Origin of the sequence: Kribbella sp. NPDC049227, assembly GCF_043197265.1 — a bacterium.
In the GTDB taxonomy this organism is placed as follows: domain Bacteria; phylum Actinomycetota; class Actinomycetes; order Propionibacteriales; family Kribbellaceae; genus Kribbella.
The window spans coordinates 783,446-808,976 of sequence record NZ_JBICST010000004.1; the positions used below are offsets into that span (position 1 = coordinate 783,446).

Genomic DNA, 25,531 nt, shown 5'->3' on the forward strand with positions numbered 1-25,531 from the left:
GGTGCTGGAAGATGTCCGACCGGGCGATGCATCCGGTCGTTGCCCCTTCCGTGGTGGAAGATATGTCCACAGCCGCTCGGGCGCTAGTGCCCCCCGGCCCGGCTAGATTGGCGCTGTTGACGGTCATCGTGGCTCCCCAAGTCTTCAGGACCCGAATGAACGAGCGGTGAATGCCGCCCGATCACGTGGATCCACTAACTGATGGACCGACGAACTGTTTGCCGATCCACCGTGTCGTCCCGCAAAGGACGTACCGATCCATAACTGTTGACGCTGCCGCTGTGGTTTTGGTTGCAGCCAATTCCGCAACGGTTTCCCGGCGTTTGTGTGTGCTTCAGGGTCGGTGGGCGGCATCAGTCGCGCTGATCCAGAACAGACGTACGACGCGGCCGAATCGCCCCCGGTTCCCCGCCAGACACCGCATGAAATCACGCGTCCTCGGGGCTGCGCAGGGGAACTTGCTGCCTTTGCAGCATCCTGCCGTAACGGTCTGGTGACGTTGTCAAAAGCTCAATCAGATTGGTCAGAAACCTCTGAAACCGGTGTCCATTCGCTTGCGCGGAACGCGGTCGGAGGAGTAATGAGGCCGCCGGATACGGTGGTCGGGTGACGGCATCCCAGTATCTCCGCCTGCCCCGGCTGATCGCCACCGATCTCGACGGAACGTTGGTGCGCAGTGACGGAACGATCTCCGATCGAACCCGATCCGCGGTGCTCGCGGCACAGCATGCCGGAAGTGTTTTCGTGATGGTCACCGCCCGGCCACCTCGCTGGCTGCACGACCTGTCCGACCTGGTCGGCGATCACGGCGTCGCAATAGTTGCCAACGGCGCCATTCTGTACGACGTCGTGCGGCGCAAGGCGATCCGGACCCGGCTGATCGATCCGGCCGTCGCACTCGAGGTGGCGCAGGCGATCCGGGCCGAGATTCCCGAAGTGGAGTTCGCGATTGAGCGATCGGACCGTTACGGACAGGAGCCGAACTACGTCAACCGCTGGCCGGTTCCCGACGGTGCACTCGTGGCGGCCGTCGAGGTGCTGCTGTCCGAGCCGGCCGCGAAACTGCTCGTCCGTCACCCGAGCTGGCACTCCGACGAACTGCTCGCGCGCGTCGCGCCGGTGGTCGGCACTCGCGTCACCGCCAGCCACAGCGGCGGCACCAATCTGGTGGAGATCTCCGCGAACGGGGTGTCGAAGGCCGCGATGCTGGCCGATTTCGCTGCTGAGCAAGGGATTTCGGCCGCCGAGTCGATCGCTTTCGGCGACTCGCTCAACGATCTACCCATGCTTGCGTGGGCCGGTACGTCGTACGGGGTGGCCAACGCGCATCCCGACGTACTGGCGGTGGTGGACAAGGTATGCCCCGCAAACGACGAGGACGGCGTCGCCGCCGTCCTCGAAGAATTGTTCCGGTCTTGAGTTGTTTCACCCTGTGACATAGGGGACTACAGGTACATCCCGCCGCTGCCGGGTCCGTCGGTCCTGCCGGCCTGCGGTGCACCGGGGAAGCCGGGCGCGTCCTCGGCGGGAAGCTGCTGTCCGCCGGGCAGTGCGCGGCGCATGCCCTCCAGCTGCTGCCGGGCTGCCATCTGCTGCGCGAACAAGGCGGTCTGGATGCCGTGGAACAGACCCTCGAGCCAGCCGACCAACTGGGCCTGCGCGATCCGCAGTTCGGCCTCGGTCGGCACGGTGTCGTCGGTGAAGTCGAGGCTGAGTCGTTCCAGCTCGTCGACCAGCTCCGGCGCCAGCCCGCTCTCCAGTTCCTTGATCGAGACCTCGTGGATCGACTTCAGTCGCTGCCGGGAGGCTTCGTCCAGGGGTGCGGACTTCACCTCCTCGAGCAGTTGGCGGATCATGTTCGCGACCCGCATCACCTTGGCCGGCTGCTCGACCAGTTCGGTCACCGACCGCGGTTCGTCGTGCTCGTCGTGGCCGCGGTCGCTGTCGGAGCGCGGCGGCCCCTCGACGGCCATGCCGTCCGGCCCGACGATCAGCACCTTGCCGTCTTCGGTCCGTGCCCCGGCCATCGGAACTTCCTGGCCCTCGCTGCTGCTCTCGGTCATCTCCCCATCCTAGATCGGCCGGTCCCGGGCTGAGGGTGCGCCTGACGATCCCGGCGCTGGATGCCGTGTGCGGCGCTCGACCCCGAGGTCGTGGGGCGCTGGATGCCGAGGGTGCGCGGCGCTGGATGCCTAGGATGCGCGGGCGCGGTGCCGGCGGACCGCATCCCGGTTCGCGCAGGCGGGGCTGCAGTAGCGTTGCCGGCCGGTCCGTGACAGGTCGGCGAACACGTTCTCGCATCCTTCGGTCGCACAGCGTCCCAGGCGGCTGATCCCGCGGCCCGCCAGGTGGAGCGCCGTACCCGTGCTGATCAGGGTCGCGACGAGGCGTCCGACCGGCACCTTGTCGGGCCGGTAGTGCACGTGCCAGCCGTCGCCGGCGTGGTTCGTGAGCCGCGGATGCTCGGTGTACTTCGCCAGCATCGCGTTGACCAGATCGACGCGACTCTGCTCGTCCGTCGCGTCCACGACGTCCAGCCACTCGTCCAGGGCGATCCGGACGGCGGCCAGGTCGGCGGCGGTGACGCGGCGTTCGCGAACCAGGCGGCTCTCGACGCCGCTCTCCTCGCAGCGCTCGGCCAGTTCCTCGGGAGTAGTGGCCGGCCGCGTGACGAGGTTGACCGCCAGCAGGACCGCATCGGCGCCGTAAGGGTTGAGATGCATGATGGCATTACATCACGATGGACGCATGACGACCAGAATCGATGTTCACAGCCACCGCTGGAGCGTGGTGTCCTCCCATCAGGTCAGCGACGGCCTGGTGGTCTACCAGCGGTGTGCTTGCGGCCGATGGAGGGTCACAAGCACACCGCTGTCCCCCGTTGCGTGCCCCTAGTCGATCCGGCTGACCATGGGGAGGCGCGAACGCGTCATCAGCCAGGCGAGCAACCCGGCGAACAGTGGTACGACGATCACGATGCCGCCGAGTTCCATCCACGGCACCATGAAGTGCGGTGAACCGAACGCAGCGTGTGCCGTGTAGCCGTAGAGCGCGCCGACGCCGACACCCAGCACGCAGCCGAGCTGTCCGAGCACCCAGGCCTGCGCTGCCGCCAGGTTCCGCTGTCGCCGCGGCTGTGCACCGATCGCGGCCAGCGTGGCCAGGTCCGCCCGTCCTTCGGCAGCCGACAGCGACACCGAGATCGCGACGCCGAGCAGCGTCACCACAGTCGCGGCCCCGAGGATGCCGAGCAGGAAGAGCCGCGCGGGACTCTGATATCCACGCTCGACCTGCAGTACTTCGTCGCTGCCCAAGAACCGAGCGACTGCGCCCAGTTCGGCCTTGGTGGGCTCCCGGGTCAGCTCGTAGTGGACCTGGTAGACCGTGATCTTGCCCAGCTTGCGTGCCGCGTCCTGGCTGATCAGGGCGCTCTGTTGCAGGTAGCTGACCCTCGGCGGGTTGCCGACAGAGGCCGCGACGAGAGTGCCGACGATCCGCTCCTGACCGGACTCTCCTTCGTCGCTCACCGTTGTCTTCTGTCCAGGAGCGAGCGTGGAGAGCGGGAGGACGACCTTCCCGGCTCGCAGTTCCGCGGCGGCCTTGGCGCCGTACTGGTCGAAACGGGCGATGTACGCCGGGTCGACCGCGAGCAGGCCGTACGACGTGGATCCCTCGGTCTGCCCGCTGGCGACGAGGAGCTGCGGGATGTAGCCGTACTCGTTGGCTTTTGCCTCGGGCAACGAAACCGTACCGAGTTCGTACTGGTGCCGGACCGGCAGCAGTGCACCGACGCGGTCGACCGTACTGCTGGAGTACTGCACCGAGTCCGTGCCGCCGGTGCCGAAGCGGATCGATGCGTCGCCGTAGTGTGCGTCCGCGGTGTAGTTCTTCGCCTCGGCCGCGATCGCGTTCGACCCTGCGAACGCGACGGCCGCAGTTCCAGCCACGGCCATCATGATCGCGGCCGTCGCCGGACCAGTGCGGTGCCGGTGCCGGGCGGCGTCGCGGACCGCGAGCCGTGCGCTGAGCGGCAGCACGCGTGCGAGCCGCGAGAACTTCCCGACCAGGCTCGGCAGCATCCAGACCAGCGCGGCGATGGTCGCGGTGATCCCCAGCAGCACCAGAGCGATCGGACCGGTCGGTGTGACAGTTGCCCGGGATGGGTCGTCCTGCGACACGGCTCGCTGCGCTTCCTGCAATGCCGCAGCGATCAGGGCACTGCCGATGAACACGCACGCGACACCGGCCACCAGCAGCACGACCGCAGGTTTCCTGATCCGCGCTTGCTTCGCGCTCACCGCGAACCGGCCGGCGAGCGCGGACACGGGCGACTGCCGGCTCGCACTGCGCGCCGGTACAACGGCCGCCGCCAGTCCGGCTACCAGACCGAGCAGTGCGATCAGTCCGACGTTCAGCCACGGGACCTGCCAGGCGGTGAACACCGCGCCGGTCAACTTCTCCCACAGTGGTTTGCCGGCGAGCACCAGCACCCCCGCGGTGACGAGTCCGCCAACCACACCGACCAGACCGGCGAACAGTCCTTGCATCAGCACGATCCGCCGGACGTCGCGCGGAGTACCGCCGGTCGCCATCACCAGTCCGAGTTCCCTGGTCTGCCGGCGGGCTCCGACGGCGAACGCCGTACCTGCGAGAAGGACGATCTCGAGCACGCCGAAGCCGATGATCAGGGCCATCGCGGCGTAGGGCCCGATGTCCGTGCTGCCCGTGCCGTACGGGCTCGGCGGCGGGTCGACGATGTTTGCTCTCGGCAACAACAGCATGCCGTGGTCGATGAGCTGTGGCACGAGCGTGTCCGGGTCGGCGCCGGCGGGCAGCCTGACCAGGTAGTTCACGGAGATGGTCGGATCGGGCGTGGCCAGGCTGGTGTCGGGGGTGGCGAAGATCGTCTCGGCGCCCTGGACCGACATCCTGCGCGCGATCCCGACCACGGTGTAGTTGTGGCCGCTCGCACTCACCACTGTGCCGGTCGGGCCGGAGATCCCGAGTCGATCGGCGAGCGACGGCGAGATCGCGACCTCGTCCCGGGTGGCGGGCAGCCGGCCCTGGTCGAGCTTGACCGTGCCCTGGGTCAGCGGGCTCTTGCCGTCGCCGGTGACCAGGCCGACCGAGGTCTTCGCGTCCCGGCCGTGGATCTCCACGGTGCCGCCGTCGGTGAACTGGCGGGCCAGCGTGGTCCCAGGTGGCAGCAGCGGCAGCGGATCGAACCTGCCAGGCGTGCGGACCGGTTCCTCGGCACCGGTAGCCGGCGGCGGCTCGCCCATCTCCAGCGCTGGCGGGCTCGTCTGCTTCGTGAGCTTGGAGTACTGCGTGACAGTCAGCTGCGCATCGGCCTGACCGACGGTGACCTTGGCCAGGGTTTCGCCTTCCGGGCTGGACGTCTTGAAGATCACGCCCATCCAGGTCGCCGCGAGCACCGGCAGACCGATCAGCGCCGCGACCAGGAACGTCCGGCCGAGCGACTTCCTGGCAGTACGGCGGGCGATGCGCAGCGGCGGGCGCCAGCCGCCCATCAGTGGCTCTCCTGCAGCAGCGCGTCGGCGTCGGACAGCGGCCCGGACTGGCCTACCAGCACGCCATCGCGCAGGTAAACGACGCGGTCGGCCCAGGCGGCGTGGCGGGCGTCGTGGGTGACAAGGACTCCGGCGATGCCGTGCTGGTCGCAGCGGTCACGGAGGAGTTGGAGGACCGCTTCGCCGGTGTCGGAGTCCAGAGCGCCGGTGGGCTCGTCTGCGAGCAGGAGACGGCGTTCGCCGACGATCGCGCGGGCGATCGCGACGCGCTGGCGCTGGCCACCGGACATGTCGTCGGGAAATCGGTCAGCCAGGTCACCGATGGCCACCTCCGCGAGGGCTGCTTCGGCGTACTTGTGGGCAGTACGCGAACGCGTGCCATCGAGTTCGAGCGGGAGAGCGACGTTCTCGGCGGCGGTGAGGGCGGGGATCAGGTTGAAGTCCTGGAACACGTAGCCGATCCGGCGGCGGCGCAGGGCGGCGACGGCGTTGCGGCTCAGGGTGGCGAGATCGTTGCCGTCGACAAGTACTTCGCCGGAGGTGGGTTGGTCGAGGCCGCCGGCGCAGGTGAGCAGCGACGACTTGCCCGAGCCGGACGGACCCATGACCGCGACGAGTTCTCCGGCCGGCACGGCCAGGTCGACACCGCGCAGTGCGTGGACGGCCTGCTCACCCTGGCCGTGTGTCCGGGTGAGATTCCGAATGTCGAGAATGACGTTCATTTCTTGGCCCCCGTGTGGTCTTCCTGTTGGTCCGGTTCCTGTTGGTCCGGTTCCTGTTGGTCCGGTTCCTGTTGGTCCGGTACGTCGGTGGTGGTCGGCTTCGCGGCCCGCGTCGTACCGGCGGCCGTCGTCGTACCCGCGGCCGGCGTCGTACCGGCGGCCGGCGTCGTACCCGCGGCCGGCGTCGTACCGGCGGCCGGCGTCGCACCCGCGGCTCGCGTCGTACCGGCGGCTCGCGTTGTAGAGGCGGCCCGGTGGCGTATCAGCATCGCCTCGCAGTGGTCGAGCCAGCGGATCTCGGCCTCGGCGCCGAAGATCATCGACTCCAGCACCAGCAGCCAGGAGATCTCACCGCCGCCGCGCTTCAGCCGCGTCAGCTCCTGCAGCGACTGCATGGTCGACATGCGTTGCCGCTGGACGACCGCACTGACGTCCACACCCGGCACCGAAAGTGCGAGCGCCAGCTTGATGGCCAGTTCGTCGCGCGGCCGCGATTCCCGTGTCACCGGGGTCTCGAACCACTTGGCCAGCTCGGCCTGACCGGCGTCGGTGATCTCGTACATCGACCGGCCGTCCGCCTCCGCCTCGCCGGACGCCGCGCGGACGAGCCCGTCGCGCTCCAGCCGGGTGAGGGTCGTGTAGACCTGCCCGATATTCAACGGCCAGGTCGCACCAGTCGCCGCTTCAAACTCCCCCCGCAACTGATACCCGTACTTCGGCCCCTCCCGAAGCAACGCCAGCAAACCATGCTTGATCGACATAGATACCGAGTATGCATACCCAGTATCCTCCGGTCAACCGCCCACCCCCACCGACCCCGCCTTGCTCCTCGAAGCGACGCCCTCAGCCGATCCCCAGGCCTCGGGCGGCACCCGCAGTTGGCCTGCTGGCCTTGGGGTGGCGCCCCCAGTCCGCCGACCGGCTGGCTCCTCGGAGTGACGCCCTCAGTCCGTCCCCTGGCCTGGGAGGCGCCCACGGCCCGCCGGCTGGTCGGGAGTCGCGTGCTCAGTCCGCCTGGCCTGGGGTGGCGCCCTCAGTCCGCCGGCTGGCTGGGAGTTGGTGTCCTGGCTCCGCCGACTGGCCTGGTGACGCGCTCAGTCCGCCGACCGGCTGGCTCCTCGGAGTGACGCGCCCTCAGTTGGGCTGGAGTGACGCGCTCAGTCCGTCGGTCGGCGGCGGGGGTGGCGCCCTCGGTCAGCCGGCTGGTCGGGAGTGGCGTCCTCGATCCGCCGACTGGCCTGGGGTGGCGCCTTCAGTTTGCGCGGACTAGGCGGCGGACGAGGCGGGTGGTGACGGCGTCGACGTCGTACGGGCGGCCTGTTCCTGGGGTCAGATGGTCCAGTGCGAGGCCGTCGATGGCGAAGTGGAGCAGGCGGACCTCCTCGGCGCCGCCGGGCAGTCCGGCGTTGACGTGGAACGAGACGTCGGCGTCGAAGCCCTGCCTCAGCGTGCGGGACAGGATCTCGTGCAGTCCTGGCCGGCGGGCTGCTTCGAGCCGGAGTTCGAACAGGGCCAGCGTGAGTTCGGGTCGGCCGAGGAGGCGTTCGACGATGTACCGGACGTAGTCGACGACCAGGTCGATCGTCGGCTCGCGCTTCGCCAGCGGTTCGAGTACGGCTTCGTCCGGCGCGAGTCGCTCGAAGATCCGCTCGCCGAGGGCGCCGAGCAACGCATCACGCGTCCGAAAGTAGTTGGACGCCGTACCGGCGGGGAGTCCGGCCGCGGCGTCGACGGCCCGGTGGGTCAGGCCGCGGGCGCCGGCTTCCGCGAGGACGGCGAGGCCTGCGTCGGCGAGCTGAGTACGGCGTTCCGGGTTCCGCGGCATGGTTGACAGGCTAGCAGGTATCCACTACAACTGTCGTACACAACAACAACAGCTGAAGTAGTCAGGAGAGCGTATGCAACCCGCGGCATTCGGCGCGACCGTGGTCGCCGACCGTCCGGCGGAGGTCGCCGCCTTCTATCAGCAGTACTTCGACCTGCAGATCGCGATCGACCTCGGCTGGTTCATCACCGTGCGCCGGGGCGAGGCGGACTGGGAGCTTGCCATCTGTCAGCGCGGCCACGCGACGGTCCCGGCAGCCGTGTCCGCCCTGACCGAGAGCACGAATGTCTTCGGGTTTGTCGTCGATGACGCCGACAAGGTTGCCGCCGCCCTCACGGAGGCCGGCATTCCGCTCGAGACCCAGCCGGTCACCGAGGTCTTCGGCCAGCGTCACTTCTTCGTACGAGACCCCGCCGGCACCTGGCTGGACGTGATCCAGCTGGTCGCCCCCGACCCAGAGTGGCTCGCCGCAAACCTGCCCACGACGTGACACGAACTCCTCACCCCCACGCGTCAGCGACCCGGCGACCCGGCTCACGGAGGCGGTTCCGGTCGAGACGCAGCTGGTCACTGAGGTGTTCGGCCGGCGTCACTTCTTCATGCGGGGATCCGCCGGCACCTGGCTGGACGTGATCCAGCTGGTCGCCCCGACCTGACGGAAGCCCTCACCCTTCCACCCGGAGACCCGGCGTGCCAGCGGCTTCTTGCGTCAGGTGGTGAGGAGGACTTTGCCTAGCTGGGTGGAGTCTTCGAGGGTTTGGTGGGCACTTGCGACCTCGGCCAGGGGGAAGGTCGTGTGGATGATCGGACGCACCTTCTTCTCGGCGATCAACGGCCAGACGTGGCCGACGACGTCCGCGATGATGCGGCCCTTGTCGGCGACCGAGCGGGGACGGAGACCGGCAGCCATGATTTGTGCCCGGCGGCTCATCAGGCGGCCCAGGTCGAGCTCACCCTTCACACCGCCCTGCATACCGATCACCACCAGGCGACCGTCGTACGCGAGGGACTTCACGTTGTCCGTCAGGTACTTCGCGCCGATGATGTCGAGGATGACGTCCGCGCCGGCGCCTGCCGTCGCTTCCTTCACCACCGACGCCCACTCGGCTTCCTTGTAGTTGATCGCGACGTCCGCGCCGAGCCGGGCGCAGAACTCCATCTTGTCCACGCTGCCGACCGTGGTCAGGACCCGCGCGCCGTGCGCCACCCCGAGCTGGATCGCCATCGTGCCGATACCCGATGCGCCGCCATGGACGAGCAGCGTCTCGCCGTCCTTCAGGTGCGCGGTCATGAACACGTTGGACCACACTGTCGCGACCACCTCGGGCAGTGCGGCCGCGCTGACCAGGTCGAGCCCGTCGGGAATCGGCATCACCTGCGGCGCCGGTACGACGACCTTCTCGGCGTACCCGCCACCCGCGAGCAACGCACAGCACTCGTCGCCGACGGACCAGCCTTCGACCTCGGACCCGACCTCGGCGATCGTCCCGGACACCTCGAGCCCGATCGTCCCGGGTGCGCCTGGCGGCGGTGGATAGGACCCCTGCCGCTGCAGCAGGTCGGCCCGGTTCACTCCCGCGGCGACGACGTCGATGACGACCTCGTCGACGGCCGGGGTCGGATCCGGAATCTCGCCAACCGTCAGAACCTCGATCCCGCCGGCACCTTCACACACCACAGCTCGCATGCCCCACACCGTACCCGCGCAACCACCCAACCCCCGCCCCCGTCCGCCCTCAACCCTCGCCCACGTCCGCGCTCAGCTTCGACCAAGTCCGACCCTGGGTGCCGACCCACGGTGGCGGTCAGGTGGTGGGCCACGCCCCGTCTGATGGCGATCAGGTCCCGTGGATGCTGATCCGTCCGCGCTCAGCTGCCGACGGGGTCCGGCGTCAGCGACCGACATGTCCGCGCTCAGGTGCTGCCCGCGTGCTCGAGGTGAGCACGTTCTCGGTGGAGGAGGTGAGCACGTGTCGGTCGGGTGTTGGGTGGGGTTGTCAGTTGTTGATGAGCTTGGCGAGGTCGGTGGCGATGCTGTTCAGGTGGGTGGTTTCGCCTATTGAGGCGAACCAGTCCCATAGCTCGAGCGAGTGGTAGATGCGATACAGCCGCACGCGTTCCTGCCAGTCGTCCGGCAGCGGGCCGTATCCGTCGACCAGGCCGGCGAGTTTGTCCGCGTTGTCGTGGATCGAGTACGACACGGTCTTTGCGAGATCGATCAATGGGTCGGCAGCGATCGCGTTCTCCACGTCGATGAATCCCGTCACCCGCCAAGTCACCGGATCCACAAGCACGTTGCCCTCGTGGAAGTCGTTGTGGCACAACGTCGCCGCCTGGTTCGCCGCGAACAGTCCGGACCGCTCCTCGACGTACCCGCGGATCTTCTCCCGCAACGCCGCATCCCCGCCAAGCTGCTCGAACTCCCCGAGCTTCTTGGCGAACTGGCGCCGCATGTACTGATCGTTGTCCGGCAGCGGATCAAGGATCTGGTCGGTCAAATACCCGTACGCCGGCTGCGGAATCCGATGCACCCGCGCCACCAACTGTCCGAGCTGCTCGTACGTCGCCCGCCAGTCCGGCGGCTTCAGCTCCGACAGCGGTACGCCGTCCAACTTCGTCAGCACCGTGAACGCGTCCAACTCACCGGCTGGCTCGGCGTGCACGACACGCGGGATCGACCCGCCGAGCTCCGAGGCGAGCAGACCGTACACATGCACTTCCTTGGCCTGTTTCCACGCCCACTCGGGTGCGTAGACCTTGACGATCACCGGATCGTCGTCGGTCCGCCGTACCTCGAAGACCGTGCTCAGTTGTCCGCCGGTTCGCTGGATGACCTCGGCAATCCGACTGTCCGGGCAAGCTCTCGCGACCATCGCAGCAACATCCACAGCCTCACCGTAGAAGTGCTGTCGAACGCTTTTCAGTCGTCGAAGTCAGCCCAGGTGTCGACGTCGTCGCCGGCCCGAGTCGGGTCGGACCACACCAGGTCCAGGTCGGCCACCAGCCGCCGTACCGACTTGTCCCGCGGATCGCCGATCCGCCGAATCGCCTCAGCCAACGCGGTACGCCGGTACGCCGTCGCGAGCTGCTGCCCACGCCCGTCGGTATCCCGGAGTCCGTGACCGTCATGGTCCCCGAGACCGTCGATGAGACGCGTGACGTCGGCCTTCGTCAGCCACGGCAGGTCACAGCTCAGCACCATGACAACGTCAGCGGAACCGTGGGCGAGTCCGGCCGCGATCCCTGCCACCGGGCCGCCGGACGGCGGATCCTCGACCGTCCAGCCAACCTCTCGGCAGGTCGTGCGGACCGGGCCGACCACTACGGTCGACACGGCGGCATCAGTTGCCGTCAGCACCCGATCCAGCAGTGTCGCGCCGTCGAGCACCAGCATCGCCTTGTCCACTCCACCGAACCGGGTCGAACCACCCCCAGCGAGCACCAGCGCGTCGAAGTCCACGGAAGCAGTCTCGCCGGGTCAGTCCTTCGGCATCAACTCCTCCCGGTTTCTCCGCAGTACCTCGCGCTCCTCGGGGGTCAGCGCGGCCATCGCCTTCTCCCGCTCCTCGGCCAATGCCTCCAACTCGGCGGCGGTCAGGTCGGCCACCGCTCGGAGCCGGCTCTGTGCCAGCTCCTGGAATTCCTCGCGTGTCAGTGCACGGGACATCGCAGTCATCACCTCGATCAGTTCCAGAAGTGCCTGGGCCGACGGCTCGTCGGCCCGCTCCAATCCACCGAGGACACCGAGCAGCTTGCGTTTCACCTCGGACGCGGCGGCGAGCTGCTCCTCGACGACCTCGAGCTGTTTGCGGATCAACTCCCGCGGATCCGTCAGCTCCCCGTCGAGGATCTGCCCCACCTCGGCGAGCGTCAGCCCGAACCCGCGCAGCGCGACCACCCGGTGCAGGCGGCGGACGTCGTCGGCGTCGTACCGACGGTGTCCGGACGCGCTCCGATCGCTCGGGCTCAGCAGGCCGATCTCGTCGTAGTGATGCAGCGTGCGGACGCTGAGGCCGGTGGCTTCCGCCAGTTCGCCGACCCGCCAGGTCCTCTCGTCGGTCTCCATGTCGTCGACCGTAGGTCCTCACGTGGCGTGAGGTTCAAGTCCGGATCTTCTGCGGCACCATGGAGGGGTGAAGATCGCCGTGGTGCAGACCTCCAGCAGCAACGACAAGGCCGCCAACCGCGACCTGGTGACGCGCGTCGTCGCCGATGCGGCGCGGGACCAGCCCGACCTGATCGTGCTGCCTGAGGCGATCATGGCCGACTTCGCCGTCGAGGGCGGATCGGTCGCGGAGGCCGCCGAGGCGCTCGACGGCGAGTTCGTGGACACACTGCGCAAGTGCGCGCTGGAGCACCGCGTGGCGATCGTCGCGGGGATGTTCGAGCGCAGCTGCGACCAGCACCGGCCGTACAACACGCTCCTGGCGGTGGGCGCCGACGGCTCGCTGCTGGGCGCCTACCGGAAGATCCACCTGTACGACGCGTTCGGCTACAAGGAGTCGGACCAACTGACCCCGGGCGATGTCGCACCAGTCGTGGTGAAGGTCGCTGGGCGCTCGCTGGGCCTGATGACCTGCTACGACCTGCGCTTTCCCGAGCTGTCCCGCGCACTGGTCGACGCCGGCGCCGAGGTCCTCGTCGTACCGGCCGCGTGGGTTCGCGGACCGCTCAAGGAGCACCACTGGACCACTCTGCTCACGGCCAGGGCTGTGGAAAACACCTGCTACGTGGCAGCCGCCGCCCAGAACGGCAAGAAGTACTGCGGCCTCAGCCAGGTCATCGACCCGCAGGGCGTCGCACTCACCGCAGTGGGCGAGGCAGACGGGTACGCCGTGGCTGAGGTGTCCGCCGACCGCTTGGCCGACGTGCGGCGGCGCAACCCGTCGCTGCTGAACCGTCGCTACACCGTCAGCCCCCGCTGACGCCCGGTGCGCGGACTGCCCGGCCGGAATCGCTGCGAGCGGGTTAGCCTCCTGGGGTGGCGGATGGGTTCGATCTGGATCATCACGGGGACCTCGAGGTCGGGGACGGGCTGGTGGACCTCGCAGTCAACGTGCGGGCCGGCACTCCGCCCGCCTGGCTGGTCGAGGAGATCACAGCCAGCCTGAGCGACCTGGCGGCGTACCCGAGACAGGACGCAGCGGTGGCAGCGGTTGCCGCGCGGCACCGTGTCTCGCCTGACCGGGTGCTGCTGACCGCCGGGGCGGCGGAGGCATTCGTGCTGATCGCTCGCGCGTTTCGGCCGCGGCATGCGGTCGTTGTTCATCCGCAGTTCACCGAGCCCGAGGCTGCGCTGCGGTCGGCCGGGCACGTGGTCGACCGCGTCGTACTGCGGCCGGCCGACGGGTTCGTCCTGGATCCGCGAGCTGTCCCTGCCGACGCTGACCTCGTCGTCATCGGCAATCCGACCAACCCGACGTCCGTACTGCACCGCGCCGACGACCTGCGCGAGCTGGCCCGGCCGGACCGGATCCTGGTGGTCGACGAGGCGTTCATGGACGCCGTACCGGGTGAGCCGGAGTCGCTGGCCGGTGCCTCGATCCCCGGTCTGGTCGTGATCCGCAGCCTGACCAAGACGTGGGGACTCGCGGGCCTGCGGGTCGGCTGTGTGCTTGCGGCAGCCGGGTTGGTCGAACAACTGGCCGCTGTGCAGCCACACTGGCCGGTGTCCACTCCTGCTCTCGCCGCCGCTATTGCCTGCAGCAACGAGCGTGCCGTCGCCGAAGCCGCTCAGGCCGCGCTGGACATCGACCGGCACCGTTCCCATCTGCTCGACAGTCTCGGTCCGGTTCCGACGTACGGTGTGCCGCGCGGACCGTTCGTCCTGGTGCATGTCGAGGGAGGCGCCGTACTGCGGGAATCCCTGCGAGAGCGTGGATTCGCGGTCCGTCGGGGTGACACGTTCCCGGGCCTCGGACCGGACTGGCTGCGCATCGCCGTCCGGCCGGAGGACGTCACTGACGCCTTCGCGAAGGTGTGGCGCGACCTGACGACCTGACCCCGTTCGGAGCTGTACGGCGTTCGCCGTCGAAACCGATTGGCCGCTGTAACCCGCGCGGGGTTTAGTCCACCTGCACTTTGCGCACAGGATGGTCGCAGAGTGCCGTGCTCGCCCCTCCGGCACTCATCTGGCCATTCGCGAAGGGAGCAGCACGATGGGTCTGAACGACGACGACATGACGACCTCGTCCGAAGGGGGCGAAGGTGTGGCGGACGGTGGCGCGACCGTAGGTGGGACGGATGGCGGTGCCGACGGCGGTGCGGATGGTGGTGCCGGAGGCGTTGAGGGACCGGCGGACGGCGGTGCGACGGCCGGCATGAGTGACGGCGGTGCGGATGGTGGCGCGGGCGGCGCCGAAGGACCGGCAGACGGTGGAGCATCGTCCGGCGTGAGTGACGGCGGCGCCGATGGTGGCGCGGATGGTGGCACCGGCGGCGGTGAGGGACCTGCGGACGGCGGAGCCTCACCTGGCATGAGTGACGGCGGAGCTGACGGCGGTGCGGATGGTGGTGCTGGAGGTGGCGAGGGTCCGGCGGACGGCGGTGCCGATTCCAACGCGACCGACGGTGGTGCCGACGGCGGAGCCAGTGGAGGTTCTGGAAGTTGATGACGACGGTGCCGGGAGCCGGTTCGCAGCCTGACGAGCGTCCGGCTCTCCGGCGCTGTGTGGCAGGTGATCTGGACGAGTTCGCGACCTCCTACTGGGGTTCGCGGGCTCTGCTGTCCCACGGCCCGGATCTGCCCGCGCCGCACGACGACCTGTTCAGCCTGGAGGCTGCGGACGAACTGCTGTCGCGCCGCGGCCTCCGCACGCCGTTCCTGCGGATCGCCAAGAACGGTGCGGTCGTCGGCGATGGGCAGTTCACCGGTTCGGGCGGCGTCGGGGCGGAGATCGCCGACCAGATCCGCGACGACAAGGTCGCTGCGCTGTTCGCGAGCGGCCACACCGTCGTACTGCAGGCCCTGCACCGCACCTGGCCCGCTCTGGTCGACTTCTCCACCCAGCTGTCCGTCGACGCGGGTCACCCGGTGCAGATCAACGCCTACATCACCCCTGCCGAGTCACAGGGGTTCTCCGCGCACTACGACGTCCATGATGTGTTCGTGCTGCAGCTGGCGGGCGAGAAGCACTGGACCGTCCATGAGCCGGTGCATGTGGATCCACTCCGCAACCAGCCGTGGACGGACCACTCCCAAGCGGTCGCAGCCGCGGCTCGTGACAAGGCACCGGTCGTTGATGAGGTGCTGAGGCCCGGTGACGCGCTGTACGTACCGCGGGGGTTCCTGCACTCGGCCAAGGCTCTGGGCGGGGTCAGTGCGCATCTGACGGTCGGACTGCACACCATGACTCGCTACCTGCTCGCGCAGGAGCTTGCCGCGGCCGCCGCGAACGAGCCATCGCTCCGCCGTGCTCTGCCACTCGGATTCGATCCGGGCGACCCGGAGCAACTCAGAGCGGTCCTGCCCGAGGTGGCGGACCTCTTCGCCCAGCAGATCCGGTCGACGACTGCGGAGGACCTGGCTGCCCGGCTCCGGCGCCGTACCTGGGCTGCCAACCGCCCCGCGCCACTCGGACCCTTGGCGCACGCCGCCTCCATCGCCTCTTTGGCCGTGGGTACGACGGTCCGCCTCCGGACCGGTCTGCGCTGCCGTGTCGTGGTCGGGGATCCGGTCGTGCTGCAACTGCCGGACCGGACGATCACGCTACCCGCAGTCACCGGCGATGCTGTCGTGCAACTGTGCGCAGGGAGCGACCACAAGGTCGGCGACCTGCCCGGTCTCGACGAGGCGGACCAGCTCGTCCTCGTCCGTCGACTCCTCACCGAAGCCGTCCTCGTCGCCGACGCGTAAACTACAGCCGGTAGTTGCGGAGGGCAACGGTGACGTGGGGTGAGCATGGCTGGCGTGGTGATTGACGGTCGCTACCGGGCCGACACGGGCTGTGCCGCGATGGCGGACCGCCGTGGCGACTCGCTGGTCGCGACCGCACCACCCGCGGAGCGCTGGCTGCTGATCGAATCCCGTGTCGCCTGGCCGCGGGACGCTCTGGCCGCCCTCCGGCCCGAGGGAGTGGGGACGGAGGTCACGCGGCTCTGCCGGCAGCTGGGGTACCGGCCCGCGCTGATCAGACGCTACGGACGGTTGGACCGATCGGCTCCACGCCGGTACGCGCTGGCCGACTGCCGGCCGGGGCGCGAGTCGGTCCGGTGGGGCGACCTTCCGTCGGACGAGCATCTGCTGCACGTCCTGCGCGGCGACGCTGAGCCAGGACCGGTCAGTCGTGAGCCGGTGTACCTCGTCTGCACGCACGGACGGCACGACGCGTGTTGCGCCGTACGTGGCCGGCCTGTTGCGGCTGCGTTGGCCGGTGCGTATCCGGAGCGGACGTGGGAGTGCAGCCACGTCGGAGGCGACCGGTTCGCCGCGAACGTCGTCGTACTGCCGCAGGGGTTGTTCTACGGACATGTTCCGGTTGCTCGCGCGGTCGAGCTCGCCAAGCATCACGACGAGGGACGTGTGGTGCCCGATCTGCTGCGTGGCTCGGGTGCGTTCGTCCCACCGGTCCAGGCCGCGCAACACTTCGCTCGCGCTGGTGGCCACTCACTCCTCGTCGACGAGCTTCGTCCCAGAGCTGTTCGTGAACTGGCCGGGCATCACTGGCAGGTGGATCTCGCGTTGCCCGACGCCGGTCTGGTCACCGTCGAGGTGTCGGCGCACCTGGACACGGTCGACGCCAAGCTGACGTGTGCGGGCACCGCGCCGGCCACGGTCCGCCGCTTCCAGTTGCACAGCATCACGTCCAGCTGACCGCGTCCGGGGCTCGCCGCTGCTGTTCGAGCAGGCCGCGGACCAAGGCGAGCGGAGCCCATCCGCCTCGGCCGCGGCGGGTCAGTGTGTACGTACGGAACATCGGCACCGGATCACGCAACCGGCGTACCGAGATGCCCGGGGCCTTCAGGCTGCCGGTCGGCAGCAGCGCGACGCCGAGGCCCGCGACGATCATGTCCCGGACCAGCGGGAGGCTGTCGGCGCGGTGCGTGATGCGCGGCTCGAAGCCCGCCAGCGAGGCGATCGCGCGCACGACCTGTTCGTCCCCGGCGTGGCGGGAGTTCACGATCCAGTCGCTGTCCGCGAACGCAGCGGCCACCTCCGCCGCCGTTCCCGAGGTACGCCGGGAGCGCGAGGGTACTCCGAGTCCCCACGTCGCCTGCCACAGCCTGGTGATCTCGAGGCCAGGGTCGACGCTCGCAGGTGCCAGGTTGTAGTCGTAGCTCACCGCGAGATCGACCTGATCTCGCTCGAGCAGCGTCAACGCCTCGGGCGGCTCCTGCTCCTGGATCTCCAGCCGTACGTCGGGATGCGCGGAGGCGAGCCGCTGGACGACGGGCAGCACTGTGTCCCGGACCGCGGTGTGGAACGCGGCCACGCGAACCGTTCCGGCCGGTTTGGCCGAGGGGTCGAGGTCAGCACGGGCTGCCTCGACCGCGGCGACGATGTCGACCGCGTGCCCGGCGAGTCGCTGGCCGGCCGGGGTGAGTCGGACGCGGCGTCCGTCGGGCTCCAGCAGCGGTGTGCCGACCTCGTGGGCGAGCGCCGCGATCTGCTGGGAGACAGTCGAGGTGGTCACGCCGAGGGTCTCCGCCACGGCACGCATGGACCCCAGCCGGGACAACGCCAGCAGGAGCTCGAGACGGCGTACATCCATGGCTCCATTGTTCAGTGATCCCGAACGGTATGTCCATGATTCTCACGTGGACGCGAACGGATTCCCGAGCTTCACTGGAGTGCATGAGCACCCGTGAGAGCCGCACCGGCGTGGCGTTCGCCGTCATGTCGATGAGCTGCGTCCAGCTCGGCCTCTCCGTGTCGGTCGGTCTGTTCGACCGCCTCGGCCCCGAGGGCGCGGCGTGGCTGCGGTTGTCCTTCGCGGCTGTGATCGTGCTGATCCTGTTCCGTCCCCGCCTCCGCTCGTTCGATCGCCGCTCCCTCCTCGCTGCCGTCGGCCTGGGGATCGCAACCGGCGGCGTGACGCTTCTCTTCATGGCAGCGGCCGCCCGGATTCCGCTCGGCGTGGCCAGCGCCCTGGAGTTCCTCGGCCCGTTGAGCGTCGCCGTCGTACGCAACGCGCGGCAAACCGCCGCGGTCCCGATCCCCGGGCTACGCGGCCTCGGGGGAAGGCGGGCCGGGCTGGTGTGGCCTGCACTGGCGTTCGTCGGGGTGATGCTGCTGACCCAGCCGTGGCGGTTCGTGGGCGGCTCCGCATCGTCGGCGCATGGCTCGGCCGCGGGTGTGCCGGTCGGCGGGTCGCTGGATGTGCTCGGCGTCTTGTTCGCACTGGGCGCAGCGGTCTGCTGGGCGGCGTACATCCTGCTCACCCAGCACGTGGGTGACAACGTCTCCGGCCTTCAGGGGTTGGGCGTGTCCATCCCGGTCGCTGCCGTGGTCGCGACAGTCGTCGCCGGGTCGAGCACGATCCCGCTGATGACCTGGGAGCTGGTCGCCATCGGCTTCGGTTTGGCACTCCTGCTCCCGGTCATCCCGTTCACCCTGGAGTACCTGGCCCTGCGCCGCCTGGACGCAGGCGTGTTCGGCACACTGATGAGCCTGGAACCGGCGCTGGCCCTCCTCGTCGGTTGGCTCATCCTTCATCAGCTGCCAGGCCTGCTCCCCGTCTTCGGCATCGCCTTCGTCGTCCTGGCCGGCATGGGCGCAGAGCGCACCTCCGCGCCCCACCGTCCAAGCCCACCACAGTCGACCGAACAGCCGGGCGTACTCAGTCCGGGTTAGGTAGCTCCCGGTCCGACAGGTGGCTGCCGTAGAAGGTGGATTGGCGGCTCATGATGTCGCGCATCGGCGTTCCGCGGGGGACGTTGTAGACGGTGCCGGGGAAGTCCAGGTCGCGCTGGATGGGCCAGAACTCCTCGTGCCGATCGGGGGCGAAGAGTTGGGCCGGGTTGCCGACGGCGATCCATCCGATCGGGAGGACCGTGCCGGGTTCCAGGCGCGAGTTCACGTGCAGCACGCTGTTGATCCGGAGTTCCGCGCCCGCGCCGGCGACAGAACCGGGGAACAACGCGGCGCCCGTGGCGATGAAGACCTCGTCCTCGACCGTGGCGCCGTTGACGTGTGCATGGGGACCTACCAGGACCGCGTCGCCGAGCAGGGTGGGATGACTCGCCCGGCCGCGCACCAGGGCGTTCTCCATCACCACGCTGTTCGCACCGACCTGGACCTCACCGTTCTCCGCGGTCAGTACGGCACCGTGCAGGACTCTGCTGCCTTCGCCCAGAACGACGGCGCCACAGAGGACTGCGGATGGTGCGACATAAGCGGATTCGGGCACGACCGGTCGTCGGCCGCGGTGTTCGAGCAGCATCGATCGCTGTCCCTCCGTTGAGCATCACCTGTCCTTCGTGAGCCTGTACCCGATCGTGTGCGGATCTCCACAGCCCGGGCCCTCACTACCCGGGCGGCGGTGTCCGGAGAGCCGGTCCACATCGGAGGTGGGAGGTTCGGCCGGCCGGACGTCCGGGGTGGAGAACCGCGAACTGGGAAAACATTAGAACAGATGTTCGATTGCCTGCAACTGCGGCGCGTCGGACCGTTGACGCCAGACGACAACCGGGCTCGCTCAACTCTCCGTGGTAGGTCGGAGCAGGTCCTGATGTGGCTCGGGGTCGCCGACCGTGGTCGCTCCGGTCCCGCGCCGTACGAACTCGCGTCCGGCCGGCCAGCGCGTCACGAACTGGTCGCCGGTGGCTTCGACGTACCGGACGAAGGTGACGTCGGAGATGTCCACCGCGAACAGGTGGAACCGCCCCGGCTCAGGTCGCCAGCCGAGGCCGGCCGCCACCTCCTCGGCGTACTGGCGCTGCACCGACTCGTCGTCCTCGCCGCGCGCTTGTCCGCGCACCTTGAACTCGCCCTCGCTGCCGTCGCGACCGGTGATGACGCTGTGCACCAGGACGCGCGGATCCCGGCCGAGATCCTTCGCCTTGGTCGAGCCCCACATCATCGACAGCCAGAGATCTCCGGCCATGATCCACGGCTCCACCGGGCTGATGCGTGGTGTGCCGTCGCGTCGGACGGTCCCGACGAGTACGACGCCCGGCCCGAGCAGCCGGTCACGCCCCAGCTCAGCCAACCGCGGCTGATTCGACTCCAGCTCTGTCCACCGCATGACTCTCCTCACCTCGAGGAACACTTACCTGTCTGGCCTATCACCGGCCACCGACAGGTACGTGGGTGTTACTGGCGCTGGGTGGTCGAGTGGGGGAAGACCCGGTCGAGGATGAGGATCGTGGCAGCCGCGATCAGGGCCAGGGCGGAGATGCCCAGCCACGGCAGCTCGTGCTGGACCTCGAAGAGCTGAGCGAAGTACGCCGGCGCCAGGATGCTGGCGAAGGTGAAGGAGTACTGCCAGTAGGAGAGGTACTTCCCGTTCCCCACCACCGGCGCCACCGCTGCCGCCAGCGCATTGCCGGTCGCCGCGTGCAGTACGTCGCCAAAGGCGAACACCGCGGTCGCCAGGATCAACCCCGGCACGACCAATGCGGTCGGAACGTGCAGCAGTGAGGCCATCAGCAGCCCCCACACCGCCCACGCCACCCCGGCAACGATGATCACGTTGGTACGGCGACGCTTCTCGGTATGCCGCACCACCAGGGTCTGTCCGGTCGCCAGTACGACGGATACCGCGGCCAGCAAGACACCGATCAACCACTTGGGTGCCGGCAACGCCTCAGCGACGTACACCGGCAGTCCGACTCCCAGCAGCATCGTGCAGAGGGCTAGCAACGTGTTGGCGCCGATCAGCACCAGGAACGCCTTGTCCTTGCGCAGCAGCGGCGCCGGTCCGGTGTCCTGAACGGCGCGCTGGTGGTGAGCCGGGTTCAGACGCAGCAGCAGGAAGCCGGCCAGGTAGAACGTCACCGCGTTGACCGCCATCGCGATCAGGAACGGCGCATCGCCGCCGATGGCCAGCAGTGCTCCGGCTGCCAGCGCGCCGAGGCCGAACCCGGCGGCCTGCATCATGCCTCCGAGCCCGAACCACCTGTCCCGATCGCCCTGGTCGGCGACATCTGCCAGCAGGCTGAAGATCGCGGACCAGAACACGCGCTGGCCGGTGGTCGTCAACAGTGCGCACAGGAACACGAGCCACACCGAGCGGCCGAAGAAGAAGCCGGTGAACGCGAGCCCCTGCGCGAACTGTGCGCCCACCACCAGGTTCCGTGGCCCGACCTTGTCGATCACCACAGCCACTGCGGCCGGTGCTGCGATCGAGAAGAGCGTGGCGACGGTCAGCAGGACTCCCGCCGTCCCGAGTGGGATGTCGACGACCCGCACGAAGAACAGCAGCAGGAGCGGTCCGGCGCAGCCGCCGCCGAACGAGTCGATCGCCAGACCGGCGAGCAGCGGTACGCGGCCGCGGACGTTCGGGAGGCCGAGGGACGTGGCTGTAGGCATGACAGAGTGCTCCGATCGCATCGACTCGGCCCACTCGCAGCGCTGGCTACGAGACCACTCCACCAGGGGCGTTCCCCTGACTACAGTTGGGGCTCTCTCGGCCGAAAACAGTAGCAAACGTTTGCCGAGCGCCACTAGCCATTTTCCGCGCCTTCAGTCCGCCGCGACCACCCGACGTACGGACACGTGTCGTAGCGGCCGCCACGCGACGGCCGTCATCAGCACCATCGCCACGAAGGCAGCCGCGAACGGCGCAGCCAGTCCGAACCGCTGCGCGAGTACGCCACCCAGCGCGGAGCCGATCGCAGCGCCACCAACCGACGCCAGCAGGTACACGCTGTTGACCCGGCCCATCAGCGGCTCTGGCGTCGCCAGCTGCCTCGCAGTGGTCGACACGATGCCCCACACCACCGCATGCACGCCGAACACCGCCATGGTCGCGCCGGCCACCCACGGGCTCCGGGTGAGCGCCAGGATGAGGTGGACCGTCGTTTCGATGACCAGTCCGGCGCGCAGCAGGGTCAGTGAGCCGACCCGCGGCTCAAGCACGTGATACACCGGCATGCCGAGGACGCCGCCGATCGCTCCGACCGACACCAGCAGGCCGAACTGCGTCTCGGTCAGACCTAGCCGCTCCCGCGCGTACAGCACCCAGGTCGCGAACGCGGCGCAGAAGGTGATGTTCATGACCAGGATCGAGCACGCCAACGTCCGTACGCCCGCGTGCTGCCACAGCCAGCGGACTCCCTCGCGTACTTCGGCCCAGATCGCCGTACCCGCGGACTCGGTCGGCAGCGGACGTACGGCGACTCGCGCGATCAGAGCGGCCGCGGCGCCGAAGGTGACGGCGTTGAACACGAGCGGTACGCCGGCCCCGACCGCGAACAGCAATGCCCCAAGCGGCGGACCACCGAGCTGCTGCAGCACAGTGCCACTGGCGAACAGGCGCGCATTCGCCTTGCCCAGATGCGCTTTCGGTACGGCGTCCACCAGTAGTGCACCGGATGCGTTGTCGGCGAGCGTCTCCGCCGTACCGAGGAGGAAGAGGGCGACGTAGATCGCCCACAGGGGTGCGGTGCCGAGCAGTACGGCGGCACCGAGGGCACCGATGACGATCGCGCGAAAGGTGTCAGCGGCAACGATCATCAGCCGGCGGTCGAGCCGGTCGACGAGAGCACCGCTGAACAGGGCGAACAGCAGCCAGGGCAACTGCTGGATGAACGCGGCCGCACCGACAGCGGCCGGCTCGGTGGTGATCGATGCGACCAGCAACGGCCCGGCGGCGAGCATGGCGCCGTCGCCGAGGTTCGAGATGATCGCGGCCGGCCAGATCTTGCGGAAGTCGGATCCGAGCTCGGACGGCAGCAGGAACGTACGGAGGGAAGGCATACGAGAGCTCCAGAGGGCATGACGGAACAACCGGAACGACCGACGTCACTCCGACGCCGGCAACCGGCCCGGTCAGCGGCAGATCAGCGCGCCGACCGGACGGTGTGTGCCATGTCCTCGAACGACCGAGACATTGCCCTCACCTCCGTCCGTACCCCAGGCGGCCCGTCCGCCTCTGGCGAGACCCTACCGGCCAGCCCCCGCCCCCGCACGCGCATTGCTATCCTCGACGATCGGCGACCACGTCGCCTGGAGGGTTCGCATAGTGGCCGAGTGCGCTGGTCTTGAAAACCGGTAGGGCGGGTGACCGTCCTCGTGGGTTCGAATCCCACACCCTCCGCTCCACATCCTCCGCTCATCTCGTCCCGATAGTGGCCCTGACCTGCGGAAACACACCGCTGTAGTTCGGGCTGGCAGGTGTCCGGCTGAGTCTGGCCTTGTCCGATTGCGATCGGTTAGTTTCGGTTGGCCGTGCAGAATCCGTGCAATGGCCGACGCCCCTATGTTCCAGCCCCTCGCGACTCGGCTCGTGAGGGCTGGAACATAGGGGCGGGGCTTCACGGCGTCCCCGTCCGTCGCGAAGTCGGTTTCGCTCCGGACGAGGACACCGATCACCGCACGGCTCGCTTACCCGAAAGGCCTTGTCGCCAACTGGGATGTGCGGGGTGCCACCCCAGTTCGCGCTTCGCTTTGGCGTTGGATGCGCCGCGCAGTTCTGTCATGAGCACGACGCCGGCTGGTCCAGCGGCCAGCCGTCCGATGAACCGCGGTACGCGCATCGGCTTCTTGGCGCCCAGCATCTCCGCTAGCTCCGGCAACCATTCGGCGACCGGGGCGGGCTCGTCATCGACGATGTTGTAGACACCGCGGCCACCGTTCTCCACGGCTGCGACCGTGGCGTCGGCGGCGTCGGCGATGTGGACGAACGACCACACCCCGCCGCCGTCGCCGACGACCGGGAACTTGCGCTTGCGGATCAGCTCGAACTGCTCGGACCCTGGCGCCATGGAGGTGCCGGGTCCGTAGAAGGCGCCGTAGCGCAGCACGACCCCTTCGGTCCAATCGGCGCCCAGCACGGCCCCCTCCAAGTGCTTGAGCGCGGAGATCATCGACGCCATCGGGCGGATGGGCGCGGGATCGAGGGGGTCCCGTTCGGTCTTGACCGGCCCGCCCGTCCGGGCATAGGTGAACCCGCCGTTGCTCTGGGCGATGAACCGTCGAACCCCTACAGCGCGTGCGGCCGCGAGCAGGTTGTCGGTCCCCTCGATCCGCAACCGGTCGGTGGCGGCGAAGCTGCGTTCCATGTGGCGGGGGTCAACATGCCCGATGGCGGTCAGCTGGTGGACGACCACCTCCGGCGCCGACTGGCGCACGGCGGCATCGACCGCCGCGCGATCGAGCGCATCGGCGATGACCGGCACCGCGCCGAGCTTCGACACCTTGGCCTTGTCCGACTCCTTGCGGATCATGGCGAACACGTCGTGTCCCGCATCGACCAGACGTGGCACGAGCTGCCTACCCATCGCTCCAGTCGCTCCTGCAACCAGCACTCTCATCGTTAGCTCCTGTTCGGTTCGGTTCCGGATGTGTCACCTGAACCGGACAGCCCGCCGTTTCCTGACAGGAGCCATATGTAATACACGTCACATCACGAGAAGGGGTTCCCCGTGGTCGGCTGCCGCCCATTGTTCGGTCGCGCGTTCGAGCTTGTCGGGGTTTGCCTGCGTACGGCAGGCAGCGATGCCCTCGGCGGTGACCTCCAGGCACATGATGGCGACGACCCGGCCCTCCACGACGGCGACCACGGCGGGCTCGCCATTGGCGGTCCAGGAAAATATCTCGGGCGACCCACCGACGACGGCGCGCTTGGCCCCGTCCGGCCTGAACATGCCCCGAAGGAACCTCGCGACCGCGACGGCTCCCTCGAACGCCTTGGTGCGTGCCGGAACCTCCCCTCCGCCGTCGCCTATGGAAATGGCGTCCTTGGTGAGCAGGCGTACGAGCTCATCGGTCCGGCCGCTTGCGGCGGCCGCGAGGAACTCCTCGACGATTCGCCGGGCGCCCGCCCTGTCGACGTCGCGGCGGGCTTTGCCGTATGCGACATGCTTCTTGGCGCGGTGAAGGATCTGCTGGCTGGCGGCCTCGGTGATGTCCAGGATCTCGGCGATTTCCCGGTGCGGATAGTCGAAGGCCTCCCGCAGCACGTACACGGCCCGCTCGTTGGGGGACAGGCGTTCCAGGAGAGTGAGGACCGCGTACGAGACCGCTTCGCGCTGCTCAGCGGTTTCGGCCGGGCCGAGCATCGGGTCCCCGGCTAGCAGGGGCTCGGGGAGCCATCGGCCTACGTAGGTCTCGCGGCGTGCCCGCGCGGACGTGAGCCGGTTGAGGCACAGGTTGGTGAGCACCTTCGTCAGCCACGCCTCCGGGACCTCGACGCGGTCGACGTCGGCGGCGTGCCAGCGCAGAAACGTCTCCTGCACGACGTCCTGTGCCTCGTTCGCGGAGCCGAGGAGATGGTAGGCGATGGCCTCCAGACGTGGCCTCGACAACTCGAACCGGTCGACGTCGGCCCCCGTCAATGGCACGACCTGAT

Annotated in this window: 25 protein-coding genes and 1 tRNA gene; 9 read left to right on the plus strand and 17 right to left on the minus strand. The window is 68.7% G+C overall.

Annotated elements, in window-relative coordinates; all coding sequences use genetic code 11:
• The first annotated feature begins 606 nt into the window (after positions 1-606).
• Positions 607-1,419, plus strand: coding sequence for an HAD family hydrolase (locus ACGFH6_RS21555; RefSeq protein WP_393386427.1), 813 nt, complete (start codon positions 607-609; stop codon positions 1,417-1,419).
• 26 nt (positions 1,420-1,445) lie between these two features.
• Here the strand turns inward: ACGFH6_RS21555 and ACGFH6_RS21560 are convergent, their stop codons facing one another.
• The 6 genes from ACGFH6_RS21560 to ACGFH6_RS21585 form a co-directional block, all read right to left on the minus strand.
• A complete protein-coding gene (locus tag ACGFH6_RS21560) occupies positions 1,446-2,063 on the minus strand; it encodes a bacterial proteasome activator family protein (protein WP_393386430.1) in 618 nt (205 codons plus the stop codon).
• 129 nt (positions 2,064-2,192) lie between these two features.
• Positions 2,193-2,723 carry a CGNR zinc finger domain-containing protein gene (locus ACGFH6_RS21565; protein WP_393386432.1) on the minus strand — a complete coding sequence of 177 codons (531 nt, stop codon included), beginning with the start codon at positions 2,721-2,723 and terminating at the stop codon, positions 2,193-2,195.
• A gap of 168 nt (positions 2,724-2,891) precedes the next feature.
• Positions 2,892-5,531 carry an FtsX-like permease family protein gene (locus ACGFH6_RS21570; RefSeq protein ID WP_393386435.1) on the minus strand — a complete coding sequence of 880 codons (2,640 nt, stop codon included), beginning with the start codon at positions 5,529-5,531 and terminating at the stop codon, positions 2,892-2,894.
• The gene (locus tag ACGFH6_RS21575) at positions 5,531-6,253 is read right to left on the minus strand and encodes an ABC transporter ATP-binding protein (protein ID WP_393386436.1); all 723 of its coding nucleotides are present in this window, start codon (positions 6,251-6,253) and stop codon (positions 5,531-5,533) included. Before ACGFH6_RS21575 ends, ACGFH6_RS21570 begins: the two co-directional genes overlap by 1 nt.
• Positions 6,250-7,014 carry a PadR family transcriptional regulator gene (locus ACGFH6_RS21580; protein ID WP_393386439.1) on the minus strand — a complete coding sequence of 255 codons (765 nt, stop codon included), beginning with the start codon at positions 7,012-7,014 and terminating at the stop codon, positions 6,250-6,252. Before ACGFH6_RS21580 ends, ACGFH6_RS21575 begins: the two co-directional genes overlap by 4 nt.
• 491 nt (positions 7,015-7,505) lie before the next feature.
• Positions 7,506-8,078: a TetR/AcrR family transcriptional regulator gene (locus ACGFH6_RS21585; protein ID WP_393386442.1), complete on the minus strand. Its 573-nt coding sequence runs from the start codon at positions 8,076-8,078 to the stop codon at positions 7,506-7,508.
• Between the two features lie 73 nt (positions 8,079-8,151).
• On the opposite strand from ACGFH6_RS21585, the gene ACGFH6_RS21590 reads away from it, so the two are divergent.
• On the plus strand, positions 8,152-8,568 hold the full coding sequence (locus ACGFH6_RS21590; RefSeq protein ID WP_393386445.1) for a VOC family protein: 417 nt from the start codon (positions 8,152-8,154) through the stop codon (positions 8,566-8,568).
• Between the two features lie 219 nt (positions 8,569-8,787).
• Here ACGFH6_RS21590 and ACGFH6_RS21595 read toward each other — a convergent pair whose 3' ends face one another.
• The 4 genes from ACGFH6_RS21595 to ACGFH6_RS21610 all read right to left on the minus strand — a co-directional run bounded on the left by ACGFH6_RS21595 (position 8,788) and on the right by ACGFH6_RS21610 (position 12,144).
• The gene (locus ACGFH6_RS21595; RefSeq protein ID WP_393386447.1) at positions 8,788-9,765 is read right to left on the minus strand and encodes an NAD(P)H-quinone oxidoreductase; all 978 of its coding nucleotides are present in this window, start codon (positions 9,763-9,765) and stop codon (positions 8,788-8,790) included.
• 310 nt (positions 9,766-10,075) lie between these two features.
• On the minus strand, positions 10,076-10,966 hold the full coding sequence (locus ACGFH6_RS21600) for a phosphotransferase family protein (RefSeq protein WP_393386449.1): 891 nt from the start codon (positions 10,964-10,966) through the stop codon (positions 10,076-10,078).
• A gap of 32 nt (positions 10,967-10,998) precedes the next feature.
• Positions 10,999-11,538: a molybdenum cofactor guanylyltransferase gene (locus tag ACGFH6_RS21605; protein WP_393386450.1), complete on the minus strand. Its 540-nt coding sequence runs from the start codon at positions 11,536-11,538 to the stop codon at positions 10,999-11,001.
• Positions 11,539-11,556: 18 nt separating this feature from the next.
• Complete coding sequence (locus ACGFH6_RS21610; RefSeq protein WP_393386453.1) at positions 11,557-12,144, minus strand: MerR family transcriptional regulator; 588 nt, start codon at positions 12,142-12,144, stop codon at positions 11,557-11,559.
• Positions 12,145-12,211: 67 nt separating this feature from the next.
• Between ACGFH6_RS21610 and ACGFH6_RS21615 the strand changes: the two genes are divergently transcribed.
• From ACGFH6_RS21615 to ACGFH6_RS21635, 5 genes are all read left to right on the plus strand, one after another.
• A complete protein-coding gene (locus ACGFH6_RS21615) occupies positions 12,212-13,003 on the plus strand; it encodes a carbon-nitrogen hydrolase family protein (protein ID WP_393386456.1) in 792 nt (263 codons plus the stop codon).
• A gap of 56 nt (positions 13,004-13,059) precedes the next feature.
• On the plus strand, positions 13,060-14,079 hold the full coding sequence (gene cobC, locus ACGFH6_RS21620) for an Rv2231c family pyridoxal phosphate-dependent protein CobC (RefSeq protein ID WP_393386458.1): 1,020 nt from the start codon (positions 13,060-13,062) through the stop codon (positions 14,077-14,079).
• Between the two features lie 157 nt (positions 14,080-14,236).
• Entirely contained in the window at positions 14,237-14,689 is a 453-nt protein-coding gene (locus tag ACGFH6_RS21625; protein ID WP_393386461.1) for a BatC protein, read from the plus strand.
• On the plus strand, positions 14,689-15,933 hold the full coding sequence (locus ACGFH6_RS21630) for a cupin domain-containing protein (protein WP_393386463.1): 1,245 nt from the start codon (positions 14,689-14,691) through the stop codon (positions 15,931-15,933). Before ACGFH6_RS21625 ends, ACGFH6_RS21630 begins: the two co-directional genes overlap by 1 nt.
• Positions 15,934-15,987: 54 nt before the next feature.
• Positions 15,988-16,890, plus strand: a complete 903-nt coding sequence (locus tag ACGFH6_RS21635; RefSeq protein WP_393386465.1) for a sucrase ferredoxin — start codon at positions 15,988-15,990, stop codon at positions 16,888-16,890.
• Here ACGFH6_RS21635 and ACGFH6_RS21640 read toward each other — a convergent pair.
• A complete protein-coding gene (locus tag ACGFH6_RS21640; protein WP_393386468.1) occupies positions 16,877-17,788 on the minus strand; it encodes a LysR family transcriptional regulator in 912 nt (303 codons plus the stop codon). The two genes, ACGFH6_RS21635 and ACGFH6_RS21640, sit on opposite strands and share 14 nt — an antisense overlap.
• 83 nt (positions 17,789-17,871) lie before the next feature.
• On the opposite strand from ACGFH6_RS21640, the gene ACGFH6_RS21645 reads away from it, so the two are divergent.
• Positions 17,872-18,870 (plus strand): DMT family transporter, encoded by a 999-nt coding sequence (locus ACGFH6_RS21645; RefSeq protein WP_393386470.1) that lies wholly within the window; start codon positions 17,872-17,874, stop codon positions 18,868-18,870.
• Here ACGFH6_RS21645 and ACGFH6_RS21650 read toward each other — a convergent pair.
• From ACGFH6_RS21650 to ACGFH6_RS21665, 4 genes are all read right to left on the minus strand, one after another.
• Positions 18,857-19,459, minus strand: a complete 603-nt coding sequence (locus ACGFH6_RS21650) for a gamma carbonic anhydrase family protein (protein WP_393386473.1) — start codon at positions 19,457-19,459, stop codon at positions 18,857-18,859. The genes ACGFH6_RS21645 and ACGFH6_RS21650 overlap by 14 nt on opposite strands.
• A 255-nt stretch (positions 19,460-19,714) precedes the next feature.
• The gene (locus ACGFH6_RS21655) at positions 19,715-20,263 is read right to left on the minus strand and encodes a hypothetical protein (protein ID WP_393386476.1); all 549 of its coding nucleotides are present in this window, start codon (positions 20,261-20,263) and stop codon (positions 19,715-19,717) included.
• Positions 20,264-20,331: 68 nt separating this feature from the next.
• Positions 20,332-21,549, minus strand: coding sequence for an MFS transporter (locus ACGFH6_RS21660; RefSeq protein ID WP_393386479.1), 1,218 nt, complete (start codon positions 21,547-21,549; stop codon positions 20,332-20,334).
• A gap of 153 nt (positions 21,550-21,702) precedes the next feature.
• Complete coding sequence (locus ACGFH6_RS21665; RefSeq protein ID WP_393386482.1) at positions 21,703-22,938, minus strand: MFS transporter; 1,236 nt, start codon at positions 22,936-22,938, stop codon at positions 21,703-21,705.
• Positions 22,939-23,189: 251 nt separating this feature from the next.
• On the opposite strand from ACGFH6_RS21665, the gene ACGFH6_RS21670 reads away from it, so the two are divergent.
• A tRNA-Ser gene (locus ACGFH6_RS21670) sits at positions 23,190-23,278 on the plus strand.
• A 271-nt stretch (positions 23,279-23,549) separates the two neighbouring features.
• On the opposite strand, the gene ACGFH6_RS21675 is transcribed toward ACGFH6_RS21670, so the two are convergent.
• Positions 23,550-24,494: an NAD-dependent epimerase/dehydratase family protein gene (locus ACGFH6_RS21675; protein ID WP_393386484.1), complete on the minus strand. Its 945-nt coding sequence runs from the start codon at positions 24,492-24,494 to the stop codon at positions 23,550-23,552.
• 87 nt (positions 24,495-24,581) lie between these two features.
• A complete protein-coding gene (gene sigJ / locus ACGFH6_RS21680; RefSeq protein ID WP_393386487.1) occupies positions 24,582-25,523 on the minus strand; it encodes an RNA polymerase sigma factor SigJ in 942 nt (313 codons plus the stop codon).
• Positions 25,524-25,531: the final 8 nt, after the last annotated feature.